The following is an 11,383-nucleotide window of genomic DNA, read 5'->3' on the forward strand; positions in this document are numbered from 1 at the left end:
TGCCCCCGATGCCGGTGTTCAGCCACACACACGAGGGAGCGGGCGGATGACCCCCACCACGGACGAGGAGTCGGGCTTCAGCCTGGCCGAGGTCCTGGTCGCGATCACCCTGGCGGGCATCCTGCTCGCGGTGCTCGCGCCGCTCGTGATCGGCACCGTGGTCGCCACCGGCAAGATGACCACCATCGCCTCCGCGACCCAGCTGGCGGCGGCGGGCACCGACGTCACCCGCGCATCGCTGCGTTCCGGCACCGCGAACTGCGCGTCCCTGGTCAGCGCCGGTCCGGCGAAGCAGACCAGCACCGATCAGCGCGGGGTACAGATGCGGCGCACTGTGACGGTAACCGGAGCGTGCACCTCCCGCTCCACCGCGACCGTGGACGTCCAGGTGGTCGTGGTCGGCAGCGGCGGACTGTTCAAGGACGGTCAGCGGCTGGCCACCACCTCGACCAAGGTCTACGTCCCGTGAGGCGGGCGGTGCGGCAGCGGCTGCGGGCCGGAGACCAGGACGGCTTCACCCTGGTGGAACTGATCGTCGCCATGGCGGTGGGCCTGCTGGTGATCGCGATGATCACCGGCGGACTGATCCTCGTGCTCGGCCATCAGCGTCGGGTGGTGGACACCGGGCAGTCCAGCGCCGAGATCCAGGCGGCCTTCACCTCGATCCAGCGCGGAGTGCGGAACACCACGTCGGACGGCGCGAAGGTTGCGGGCAGCGGCAACGTGCTCGTGGTGTTCACCGGCGGTGGCGACACGACGAACAAGTGGCGGTGCCAGGCATGGCAGTACATGCCAGGGCCCACCGCCGGCGATGCCGGCACGCTCTACACCCGGTACGCGCCCCAGGGCACGAAGCTCGACGCCGTCACGAACCCGAAGAGCGCCGGGTGGACCGTCGCCGTCCAGCACGTGAGCCTCACCTCGGGCCTCCCGGCGTTCAGCCTGGCCGCCGATGGATCGGTGAAGCTGGCGATGGTGGCCTCCAGGACCGGGAATCCGGACGACATCGAGGCCGTGCGGATGGACACCCAGGTGGTGCGCTTGCCGCAGGGCCGGACAGGGAACGGCGGGTGCTTCTCGTGAGGGGACGGACCATGCGGGTGCTGGGTCGGCGGCTGCACGACGAGGACGAGGGCTTCGCCCTGGCGACCGTGTTGGCGATCATGCTGCTGTGCGCGATCACCGTCACCGTGATGCTGACCGCGACCATGCGCTCGATCGGCTCGACCACCGCCACCCGGGCGTCCGTGCAGGCCGAGGCGACCGCCCAGGCGGGGATCGACGTGGTCCGGTCGATGCTCGATGCGAACACCTGCACCTCCGGCACCGTGACCGGGACCGGCTGGACGGTGAAGATCCACTCGTCCACCACCGCGACCGCCACCGCCGCCGATGTGGTCGGCTGCCCCTCGTCCTCGGCGCGTTCGGTCTTCCTGCAGTCCACTGGCACGGCGTCCTCGGTCGGGGTCGGCAACGCGACCGGTGATCGGCGCACGGTCGAGGCGCTGCTGACCAAGCCGGGCAGTTCGCCGAAGTTCAACAAGGCGGCCTTCGGCAAGAACGGTGTCAGCCTGAACACGAACCTCAAGCTGATGGATTCGACCAACACCCAGTCGGCAGACGTCTTCACCGAGGGCACGTTCGCGTGCGCCACCAACATGGTGGTCCAGGGCTCGGTGTACGCCAAGGGCAACGTCACGTTCTCCAGCTCGCCCTGTCGGGTCGACGGCGATGTGCTCACCGAGGGCAACTTCGTGTGCGCGGCCGGCACCACCATCGGGGGCGATCTCTACGTCCGCGGGAATGCCGACTTCACCAGCTCAGCATGCGACGTCCGTGGGACCGTGCACGTCGGCGGCAGTGTTTACATGTCCACCGGCGGGACCAAGATGGGCACCGCCCTGATCGCCCGAGGGAACCTCAGCGTGGACGGGCTGCCTGCCAGCAGCGTCAGCACGATCACGGTGGGCGGTCGAGTGAACAACAGCACCGCCTACTGGTATAACCAGATGAAGGCGGCGTACGGGGCCCGGATGGTCGAGTTGGCGGCGGTCGCTCTGCCGCCTTCCTACCCCGTCGACGAGGCGAACCAGTTCCCGATCCTGCGCGCCGACGACCCGCAGATCACCACCGGCTTCGCCGCCAAGTCCTGGAGCAGCACCGTGCTGGGCGGCATCACGAACGGCAACAAGCCACCAGCATGCAACCTTGAATGGGGTGGCAACGCCTACGGCTCGCCGATCAAGATCACCACCAACACCCGTCTGGACGCGCGTTCGGAGTGCCCCTCGGGGGTGACCATCGGCATGGGGCTGTGGTTCGAGCTGTCCGCTGACCTGGTCGTCGTGGCGGACTCGATCAAGCAGAACGGGAACTTCCGGATCACGTCAGGCGACGGGAAGAAGCACAGCCTCTACCTGGTCAGCCCCTGGGCGGCTGGCGCATCGACCTGTTCCACCACCGGGACGGGGATCGAGCTCACCTCCGGTACCTGGACCCAGGACCCGGTCACCTCGGTGCTGCTCTACTCGGCCAAGCCCCTCGAGGTGAAGACCACCCCGACGCTGTACGGCCAGGCCTATGGCTGCACGCTGTCGCTCAGCACCTCGACGGTCCTGAACTACAACCCGGTGGGTGCCACCTCGGACTCCTCGACCGCCGCCTGGGCGCTCAGCTACATCCGTGATGCCGGCTGATCCGTGTTGACCACCCTCGTCGTCCTGTTCTGCGGGCTGTTCGGCCTCGCGATCGGTTCGTTCCTCAACGTGGTCGTGTGGCGGGTGCCGCGCGGCGAGTCCGTCGTCCACCCGCCGTCCGCCTGCCCGCGCTGTGGTCATGCGATCCGGTCCCGCGACAACGTCCCGGTGCTGTCCTGGTTGCTGCTGCGCGGCAGGTGCCGCGACTGTGGTGAGCCGATCTCCCGTCGCTACCCGACGGTGGAGCTGGTCACGGGGCTCTTGTTCGCGGCGGTCGGCCTGTGGTGCGGGCTGTCGTGGGCGCTGCCGGCGTTCCTGTACCTCGCCGGTGTGTCGGTGGCGTTGGCGCTGATCGACCTGGACACCCAGCGTCTGCCCGACGTCCTGGTGCTGCCGTCGTACCCGGTCGGGCTGGTGCTGCTGACGCTCGCGAGCTGGAACCCCGGTGGTGCCGCGGACTTCTGGGCACTGGTGCGGGCTGTGATCGGCTGCCTCGCGATGTTCGGGATCTACCTGCTGATCGTGCTGGTGTACCCGCGCGGGATGGGGCTCGGTGACGTGAAGCTCGCCGGGGTGCTCGGGCTGTACCTCGGCTGGATCGGCTGGGGTGCTCTCGTGGTCGGCTGGTTCGCCGCCTTCCTGCTCGGCGGCGTCTTCGGCATCGCCTTGATGTCCCGCGGCAAGGCGGGTCGGCGCACGCAGATCCCGTTCGGCCCCTGGATGTTGCTCGGTGCGGCCGTGGGGCTGGTGGCCGGGCAACCGGTCGCGACCTGGTATCTCGGTCTCCTGACCTGAGCGGGTGGCTTCGGCCGCACACCTTTAAGAAGCCCCTGACACGGGCCGATAGCACGACAAGACCATCCGACAGGGAGGAGCGGCGTCCGTGGCCAGCACGCGCGTCATCGGGCTCGACATCGGCACTTCAGCCGTGCGAGCAGCCGAGATGGAGTTCACCGGGCGGGGGCGGACCCGCGGGGCCGCGTCGCTCGTCCGTTACGCCGAGGTCGCTCTGCCGCCCGGCGCCGTCCGGGATGCCGAGGTCGCCGAGCCCGCCACCGTCTCCACCGCGCTGAAGCAGCTGTGGTCCCAGGCGAAGTTCAGCACCAAGGACGTCGTCATCGGCGTCGGCAATCAGCGCGTGCTCGTGCGGGAGATGGAGTTGCCTTGGATGCCCCCGGCTCAGCTCCGGGAGGCGCTGCCGTATCAGGTCCAGGAATCGCTGCCGATGTCCACCGACGAGGCGCTGCTCGACTTCCATGCGACGGACGACGTCGCCGGGGCGCAGGGCCGGATGCTGCGCGGCATGCTGGTCGCCGCCCAGCGGGACACCGTGAACGCGAACGTGATCGCCGTCGAGGGTGCCGGGCTGCGTCCGGTCATGGTCGACCTGAACGCCTTCGCCCTGCTGCGGGCGCTGGCCCGGGGTGATCTCTCCCAGCGGATCGTCGCGCTGGTGGACATCGGCGCCGCGGTGACGAATGTCGTGGTCGCCGCGCACGGCGTGCCCCGCCTGGTGCGCACCCTGCCCTCCGGCGGCCTGAACGTGACCCAGGCCGTTGCGAGCAGCCTGGGTGTGCCGCTGGGCGAGGCCGAGACGATCAAGCGCGAGCTCGGCGTCGGATCCACCCCCGGGCACGACCCGGCCGCGGGCGTGATCTCCGAGGTCACCCGGACGCTGGTCGAGTCGATCCGCAACACCTTCGTGTACTACCAGGGCAGCCACCCCGGCGCCGGGATCGAGGGCGTGATCGTCACCGGTGGTGGCGCGCACCTGCCCGGTCTCGGGCAGTTCCTGTCGTCAGCGAGCCGACTGCCGGTCGCGCTCGGCAACCCGCTGGTCGACATCGACCGCCGCAAGCTCCGCGCCGATCTCACCGGCCGGGAGTCGCGCGTCGCTCTGCCGATCGGTCTCGCGTACGGAGTGGCAGCATGACCGCCGTCGAGGCACGTCCCACGCAGTCCTCCGAATTGCTCACGGGATCGCCGCAGGTCAACCTGCTGCCGCCCGAGGTGCGTTCGGCCCGGACCCTGCGGAGCCTCAAGCGCTACCTGGCCTACGGGCTGGTCGTCGTCGCGCTCGGCTGCGTCGGTGCTGTCGGCCTAGCCACGATGAACCAGAGCAACGCGGAGGACGCGCTGGCCGCGGAGCAGCAGCGCACCGCCGACCTGCAGGTGAAGATCGCCAGCTACTCGGAGGTGCCGTTGGTGGAGGCGTCGCTCGAACGTGCGCACTCGGCACAGGAGCTCGGGATGGCGACCGACATGCTATTCGCCGACCGGGTGGGCGCGATCGCCGCAGTCCTGCCGAACGACATGAAGATCGAGATGTTCGACCTGTCGATGCCGAGTGTTCTGGACGCCGCGGTGGCCAGCGACAACCCGCTGCGACCCGATCCCACGGGCACGGTGTCACTGGTCCTGCGCAGCACCACGCTGCCCGACACCGCCCAGCTGATGAACAACCTGGACGCGATCCCCGGGTACGAGTCCGCGTGGGTGCAGTCCGTGGAGACGGCGGACGACGAGGGCACGGCGTTCTACCGCATCGAGATGTCGCTCCTGATCAACACGGACGCGTACTCGAATCGGTTCACCGCAGACGCCGCACAGGAGGGTGAGGGCTGATGGTCGCGAAGAACACCACCTGGATCGGCGGAGCAGCGCTCGGCGCCGTGGTCCTGATGGCAGGCACCTGGTTCCTCGGGGTGTCGCCGATTCTGGATGAGACCGCCTCGGTGCATGAGCGCCGTGAGTCGTCGATGGCGGAGAACGTCATGCTCGAGGCTCGGCTGAGCGAGCTGTCCGCCGCCTCGGCGCGTCTCCCGGAGCTGAAGGACGAGCTGGCCGCTCTGCAGGTCGGCATCCCGTCGACCGAGCAGGTGGACGAGTTCCTGCGTCGTCTGGATGCCCTGCAGACCACGTACCAGATCGCCGCCGTCTCGGTGACCGTCTCCGACCCGGTCCCCGTGGTGGACAACCAGGGCGTGACGACGTTGGGCGCGGTCCAGGACGAGGCCGCCGCGGCTGCGGCCGAGCCCGCTGACGGTGCGACGGCTGCCCCGTCGGCTGAGCCCACGGCATCGGCTGCCACCGCCGATCCCGCCGCCGATGCGGCGGCGGCCCCGGCCACCGCGGCCGGCCCGGCGGGATTCGTCGCGGTTCCGGTGGAGATCACCCTGCTCGGGGGTTTCCCGAACTCGCTGCTGTTCCTCGCTGACCTGCAGGCGGACGACCAGCGGCTGTTCCTGGTGACCGACACCCATGGTGAGGGCCAGGACGCCGCTGACGCGTCGGACGGCCGCCCGGCCACCCAGCCCGGTGACGTGGAGCTGAAGATCAGCGGGAACCTGTACGTGCTGTCCGACCCGACCGCAGTTCCGGGTGACACGACGGGTGAACAGCCGGCCGGAGAGCTCCCGTCCTTCGGTGGCCAGGCCGCGCTCGGCGCCAACGGCTGACCCACCCCCGCCCCACCCCCGCGCCCCGGCCCACCACGTGGACCGGGGCGCGGCGCTGTCCGCCCCCCGTGAAAGGATCACCCCCATGCTGCGTTGGTTGACGTCCGGTGAATCGCACGGTCCCGCCCTGGTGGGTGTCCTGGAGGGTCTGCCGGCCGGGGTGCAGGTCACCACGGCCGACGTGCAGGCGGCACTGGCCCGGCGTCGGCTCGGCTATGGGCGCGGCGCACGGATGTCCTTCGAGCAGGACGAGGTGCGGATCCTGGCCGGGCTGCGGCACGGGGTCAGCCAGGGCGGTCCGCTGGCGATCGAGATCGGCAATACGGAGTGGCCGAAGTGGGTCGACGTGATGGCGGCCGACCCGGTGGACGACCCGGAGCTGTTGAACCGGGCGCGCAATGCGCCGCTGACCCGGCCGCGTCCTGGTCACGCGGATCTGGTCGGGATGCGCAAGTACGGCTTCGACGACGCCCGGCCGGTGCTGGAGCGGGCCTCGGCGCGGGAGACCGCGACCCGGGTGGCGCTGGGGCAGGTGGCCGCGAAGTTCCTGGAGCAGGCGGCCGGGATCCGGTTGGTGTCGCACGTGGTGGCGATCGGGCCGGTGGCGGTGCCGGAGGAGCGGGCGGACACCGTGCTGCCGACTCCGGACGACGTGGCGGGCCTGGACGCCGATCCGGTGCGGTGCTTCGACCCGGAGACCTCGGCGGCGATGGTCGCGGAGATCGACGACTGCCACAAGGCCGGCGATACCTTGGGCGGTGTGGTCGAGGTGCTGGCCTACGGTCTGCCGAGCGGGCTGGGGTCGTACGTGCACGCCGACCGCCGCCTGGACTCCCGGTTGGCCGGGGTGCTGATGGGCATCCAGGCGATCAAGGGCGTGGAGGTCGGTGACGGTTTCCGCACCGCCACCCGGCGCGGGTCGCAGGCGCACGACGAGATGGAGCGGGACGCCGACGGTGTGATCCACCGGCGCTCGAACCGGGCCGGTGGCCTGGAGGGCGGTATGACCAACGGGGAGATCCTCAAGGTCCGGGCCGCGATGAAGCCGATCTCGACGGTGCCGCGCGCGCTGGACACGGTGGACACGACCGGTGGTCCGGCGAAGGCGCAGCATCAGCGCTCGGACGTCTGCGCGGTGCCGCCGGCGGCGGTGGTCGCCGAGGCGATGGTGGCCCTGGTGCTGGCGGACGCGCTGCTGGAGAAGACCGGTGGCGACTCGGTGCCGGAGGTGCGGCGCAATCTGGACGCCTACCTGGCGTCGATCCCCGAGCTGCTGCGGTGAGTGCGCCCCGTCTGGTCCTGATCGGCGCGCCGGGCGCCGGGAAGTCGACGGTCGGCGCGCTGCTCGCGCGGCGGTGGGGGACCGGTTTCCGGGAGACCGACGACGACGTGGCGCGCGTGGCCGAGAAGTCGGTGGCGGAGGTGTTCATCGAGGACGGCGAACAGCGTTTCCGCGAGCTGGAGCGCGCGGCGGCGCTGGCGGCGTTGACCGAGCACGACGGGGTGCTGGCGCTGGGGGGCGGCGCGGTGCTGGACCCGGCGGTGCGGGAGGCGGTGGCGTCCTACGCCGATCGCGGTGGCGCCGTCGTGCTGCTGGAGGTGACGCTGGCGTCCGCCGCCGGTCGGGTGGGCTTCAACCAGCCGCGGTCGATGGCGCTGGGCAATCCGCGGTCGCAGTGGCAGGCACTGGTGGAGCTGCGCCGGCCGGTGTACCAGGAGCTGGCCTCGCACACCGTGTCGACGGACCGGGTGTCGCCGGAGCAGGTGGTGGAGTGCATCACCGCACTGAGGGAGGAATCAGCGTGATCCGTCGGGTCGAGGTGTCGGGGGAGCAGCCGTATCAGGTCGTGATCGGGCGGCACCTGCTGGGCGAGCTGCCCGGCATGCTGGGCGAGGCGGTCCGCAAGGTGCTGGTGATCCATCCGGCGGCGTTGGCGACCACCGCCGAGGCGATGCGCGAGGACCTGGTGGCGCACGGGTACCAGGCGTTGCTGGCCGAGGTGCCGGACGCCGAACCCGCCAAGTCCGCACAGGTCGCCGCGTTCTGCTGGCAGGTGCTCGGCCAGGCGGACTTCACCCGCAGCGACGCGATCGTCGGGCTGGGCGGGGGAGCGACCACCGACCTGGCCGGATTCGTCGCGTCCACCTGGCTGCGCGGGGTGCAGGTCGTGCACGTGCCGACCACCCTGCTGGCGATGGTCGACGCCGCGGTGGGCGGCAAGACCGGGATCAACACGGTCGAGGGCAAGAACCTGGTCGGCACCTTCCACACCCCGGCCGGCGTGCTGTGCGACCTGGCGGCGCTGGAGAGCATGCCGAAGCACGACTACGTCGCTGGTCTGGGCGAGGTGGTCAAGTGCGGGTTCATCGCCGACCCGCGGATCCTCGAGCTGGTCGAGGAGCACGGGGCGGAGATCACCGACCCGGTGACGGCGGCCGGGTCGCCGGTGCTGGCGGAGCTGGTCGAGCGTTCGGTGGCGGTCAAGGCGCGGGTGGTCGGCGAGGACCTCCGGGAGGCCGGGCTGCGGGAGATCCTGAACTACGGGCACACCCTCGGTCACGCGATCGAGCACGTGGAGCGCTACTCCTGGCGGCACGGTGCGGCGGTGTCGGTCGGCATGGTCTTCGCCGCCGAGCTGGCCCGGTTGGCGGGGCGCCTGGACGACGACGTGGTGGCACGGCACCGGTCGATCTTGACCGGTCTGGGGCTGCCGGTCAGCTACCGCGGGGACCGCTGGGATCAGTTGCACGCGGCGATGCGGCGGGACAAGAAGACCCGTGGTGACCTGCTGCGGTTCGTGGTGTTGGACGACATCGCTCGCCCGTCGCGGCTGGAGGGTCCCGATCCGACGCTGCTGCTGGCCGCGTATGCGGAGATCTCCGAGGGCGTCGCGGCGCCGCGGGGCCTGTCGCTCGGCTGACAACAGGCCCTGGAGCTTGTAAGGCACCGAACATACCTGGATCATTGTTTTCCCGATCACAAGTCGTTAAGGTCGTTACATGTGGACGATGACGGTGGATCAGGAGGGCAGTCGCCGAGTCGGTGACCGGGTCGAGCACGTGCTCGACTCGCTCGCGCACGACTCGCCCCTGACCGTCGCCGGCCCTCGCGACGTCGTGCTGCCGTTCGAGCGGACCGTCGGCGACGAGGTCCAGGCGGTGATCGCCGACGCGGATCTGGTCGTCGCCCTGGCGCTGTTCCTGATCCGGATGGGCGGGTGGACGGTCGGGATCGGCACCGGGACCGTGGACCGACCGCTGCCCGCGTCATCGCGTGCCGGATCGGGGACCGCGTTCATCCACGCGCGTGAGGCGGTCGAGGCCGCGAAGTCCCGCCAGCGTGCGGTGCCGCTCGCCGTGCGCGGCCCGGATCCCGCCCTGGCCGCCGAGGCAGAGGGCGTGCTGGCCATCATCGGCTCGGTGGTCGCGCGCCGGAGCGCGGCCGGGTGGGCGGCGATCGACCTGATGTCCGGACCGGAGCAGAGGCGCCAGGCGGACATCGCCGGCCTGCTCGGGATCAGTCAGCAGGCAGTCAGCGCGCGGCTGCGGGCCGCGATGTGGGCCGAGGAGGTCGCGGCCAGGCCGGCCGCGGCGCGCCTGCTCCGACTGGCTGCCGGCCTGTCCGACGATGGTCGCTCGAACGACGACGAGGGAGCGACAGGGTGAGCGTCTGGTGGCAAGCCCTCCTCGTGCTCGGACTGCTGGTGGTCAGCGGTGGCCTCGGCTGGTGGGTCAGTGCCCTGGTGCTGCGGCTGGCCGACCGCGGCGACCCCGCCCGGGTGCGACGGGCCAAGGAGCGCCTGCGCGGCGGCACCTGGATCGGCATCCTGGAACGGCTCGCGGTCACCGGCTGCCTGCTGGCCGACCAGGCGGCGGGCATCGCGGTGGTGGTCGCGATCAAGGGCCTGGGTCGCTACCCGGAGCTGCGCGACGGCAAGGACGCCGGGGTCTCCGAGCGGTTCGTGATCGGCACCCTCGCGTCCTTCCTGTGGGCCGGTGCCGTCGGTGTGCTCGGCCGCTGGCTGCTCACCCGCTAAGATGGTCGGCGGCCCGGCCCCGTCCCGATGCGGACGCGCAGATCCTGCACGGTGGGGCACGACCCCGAATCTCTGACAGAAGGCAGTCACGTGGCGACGACGAACGACCTCAAGAACGGCACCGTGCTGAAGATCGACGGCCAGCTCTGGACGGTCATCGAGTTCCAGCACGTCAAGCCCGGCAAGGGCGGTGCCTTCGTCCGCACCAAGCTGAAGAACGTGCTCTCCGGCAAGGTGGTCGACCGGACGTTCAACGCGGGCCTGAAGGTGGAGACCGCGAACGTCGACAAGCGCGACATGCAGTACCTGTACCTCGAGGGCGACGACTTCGTCTTCATGGACACCGACACCTACGACCAGATCACCATCCCGGCGGCGGTCGTGGGCGACGCGAAGAACTTCATGCTCGAGGGCCAGATCGCCACCGTGGCCACCAACGAGGGCAACCCGCTGTACGTGGAGCTGCCGCCGTCGGTGACCCTGATGCTGACCTACACCGAGCCCGGCCTGCAGGGCGACCGCTCCACCGGTGGCACCAAGCCCGCCACCCTGGAGACCGGTTACCAGATCCAGGTCCCGCTGTTCATCGAGTCCGACACCAAGGTCAAGGTCGACACCCGCGACGGTTCCTACCTGGGCCGCGTGAACGACTGACGTGGGAGCACGCACCAAGGCGCGCAAGCGCGCGCTGGACGTCCTGTTCGAGGCGGAGCAGCGCCGCGTCGACCCGATGACCCTGCTCGCCGAGCGGATCGTCCAGCCGGGCACCGAGGCGGCGCTGCCGCAGTACTCGGTGGAACTGGTCGAGGGCGTGTGCGCCCAGCAGGACCGGATCGACGAGGTGCTTGCCACCCACTCGCACGGCTGGACGCTGGACCGGATGCCCGCGGTGGACCGGGTGCTGCTGCGCCTGGGCACCTGGGAGATCCTGTTCAACGAGGACGTGCCGGACGCGGTCGCCGTCGACGAGGCGGTGGAGCTCGCCCGCGGGCTGTCCACCGACGAGAGCCCGTCCTTCGTGAACGGTCTGCTCGGCCGCGTGGTGGACCTGAAGCCGACGCTGCTGGGCTGAGCGCTCCGGTCCGCCGGTCGGTGATGCCGACCCGTCGCGGTGGGTGTGGCCACGTGAACCCCGGGAGTTCCCGCCGGATGGCGGGGCCCCGGGGTTCGCGCCGTTCGGGACTCGGACGGG

At 70.6% G+C, this 11,383-nt stretch carries 14 protein-coding genes; all 14 read left to right on the forward strand.

Features of this window, described 5'->3' with window-relative positions:
• Positions 1-46: 46 nt before the first annotated feature.
• The 14 genes from HGK68_RS07480 to nusB all read left to right on the forward strand — a co-directional run bounded on the left by HGK68_RS07480 (position 47) and on the right by nusB (position 11,263).
• The gene (locus HGK68_RS07480; protein WP_169165397.1) at positions 47-469 is read left to right on the forward strand and encodes a type II secretion system protein; all 423 of its coding nucleotides are present in this window, start codon (positions 47-49) and stop codon (positions 467-469) included.
• Complete coding sequence (locus tag HGK68_RS07485; RefSeq protein WP_169165398.1) at positions 466-1,083, forward strand: PulJ/GspJ family protein; 618 nt, start codon at positions 466-468, stop codon at positions 1,081-1,083. The genes HGK68_RS07480 and HGK68_RS07485 overlap by 4 nt, the downstream gene beginning before the upstream one ends.
• Positions 1,080-2,696: a hypothetical protein gene (locus tag HGK68_RS07490; RefSeq protein WP_169165399.1), complete on the forward strand. Its 1,617-nt coding sequence runs from the start codon at positions 1,080-1,082 to the stop codon at positions 2,694-2,696. The genes HGK68_RS07485 and HGK68_RS07490 overlap by 4 nt, the downstream gene beginning before the upstream one ends.
• Before the next feature lie 6 nt (positions 2,697-2,702).
• Positions 2,703-3,491 carry a prepilin peptidase gene (locus tag HGK68_RS07495; protein ID WP_169165400.1) on the forward strand — a complete coding sequence of 263 codons (789 nt, stop codon included), beginning with the start codon at positions 2,703-2,705 and terminating at the stop codon, positions 3,489-3,491.
• 88 nt (positions 3,492-3,579) lie between these two features.
• Positions 3,580-4,629: a type IV pilus assembly protein PilM gene (gene pilM / locus HGK68_RS07500; RefSeq protein WP_169165401.1), complete on the forward strand. Its 1,050-nt coding sequence runs from the start codon at positions 3,580-3,582 to the stop codon at positions 4,627-4,629.
• The gene (locus HGK68_RS07505) at positions 4,626-5,321 is read left to right on the forward strand and encodes a hypothetical protein (RefSeq protein WP_169165402.1); all 696 of its coding nucleotides are present in this window, start codon (positions 4,626-4,628) and stop codon (positions 5,319-5,321) included. The genes pilM and HGK68_RS07505 overlap by 4 nt, the downstream gene beginning before the upstream one ends.
• Positions 5,321-6,154: a hypothetical protein gene (locus HGK68_RS07510; RefSeq protein ID WP_169165403.1), complete on the forward strand. Its 834-nt coding sequence runs from the start codon at positions 5,321-5,323 to the stop codon at positions 6,152-6,154. Before HGK68_RS07505 ends, HGK68_RS07510 begins: the two co-directional genes overlap by 1 nt.
• A gap of 85 nt (positions 6,155-6,239) precedes the next feature.
• On the forward strand, positions 6,240-7,436 hold the full coding sequence (gene aroC, locus HGK68_RS07515; RefSeq protein ID WP_169165404.1) for a chorismate synthase: 1,197 nt from the start codon (positions 6,240-6,242) through the stop codon (positions 7,434-7,436).
• Positions 7,433-7,960 (forward strand): shikimate kinase, encoded by a 528-nt coding sequence (locus tag HGK68_RS07520; protein WP_169165405.1) that lies wholly within the window; start codon positions 7,433-7,435, stop codon positions 7,958-7,960. Before aroC ends, HGK68_RS07520 begins: the two co-directional genes overlap by 4 nt.
• The gene (aroB, locus tag HGK68_RS07525) at positions 7,951-9,075 is read left to right on the forward strand and encodes a 3-dehydroquinate synthase (RefSeq protein ID WP_169167002.1); all 1,125 of its coding nucleotides are present in this window, start codon (positions 7,951-7,953) and stop codon (positions 9,073-9,075) included. Before HGK68_RS07520 ends, aroB begins: the two co-directional genes overlap by 10 nt.
• 79 nt (positions 9,076-9,154) lie before the next feature.
• The gene (locus tag HGK68_RS07530; RefSeq protein WP_169165406.1) at positions 9,155-9,820 is read left to right on the forward strand and encodes a hypothetical protein; all 666 of its coding nucleotides are present in this window, start codon (positions 9,155-9,157) and stop codon (positions 9,818-9,820) included.
• Positions 9,817-10,191 (forward strand): hypothetical protein, encoded by a 375-nt coding sequence (locus HGK68_RS07535; protein ID WP_169165407.1) that lies wholly within the window; start codon positions 9,817-9,819, stop codon positions 10,189-10,191. The genes HGK68_RS07530 and HGK68_RS07535 overlap by 4 nt, the downstream gene beginning before the upstream one ends.
• A 90-nt stretch (positions 10,192-10,281) precedes the next feature.
• Positions 10,282-10,845: an elongation factor P gene (gene efp, locus HGK68_RS07540; protein WP_169165408.1), complete on the forward strand. Its 564-nt coding sequence runs from the start codon at positions 10,282-10,284 to the stop codon at positions 10,843-10,845.
• 1 nt (position 10,846) lies between these two features.
• Complete coding sequence (gene nusB / locus HGK68_RS07545) at positions 10,847-11,263, forward strand: transcription antitermination factor NusB (RefSeq protein WP_169165409.1); 417 nt, start codon at positions 10,847-10,849, stop codon at positions 11,261-11,263.
• Positions 11,264-11,383: the final 120 nt, after the last annotated feature.

Origin of the sequence: Cellulomonas taurus (assembly GCF_012931845.1) — a bacterium.
GTDB classification, from domain to species: domain Bacteria; phylum Actinomycetota; class Actinomycetes; order Actinomycetales; family Cellulomonadaceae; genus Cellulomonas; species Cellulomonas taurus.

What these genes read in the sequence shown, in the direction of transcription:
- aroC (WP_169165404.1), top strand. Translation starts at nt 6,240, where the DNA reads ATGCTGCGTTGGTTGACGTCCGGTGAATCGCACGGTCCCGCCCTGGTG.
- HGK68_RS07505 (WP_169165402.1), top strand. Translation starts at nt 4,626, where the DNA reads ATGACCGCCGTCGAGGCACGTCCCACGCAGTCCTCCGAATTGCTCACG.
- HGK68_RS07530 (WP_169165406.1), top strand. Translation starts at nt 9,155, where the DNA reads ATGTGGACGATGACGGTGGATCAGGAGGGCAGTCGCCGAGTCGGTGAC.
- HGK68_RS07510 (WP_169165403.1), top strand. Translation starts at nt 5,321, where the DNA reads ATGGTCGCGAAGAACACCACCTGGATCGGCGGAGCAGCGCTCGGCGCC.
- HGK68_RS07480 (WP_169165397.1), top strand. Translation starts at nt 47, where the DNA reads ATGACCCCCACCACGGACGAGGAGTCGGGCTTCAGCCTGGCCGAGGTC.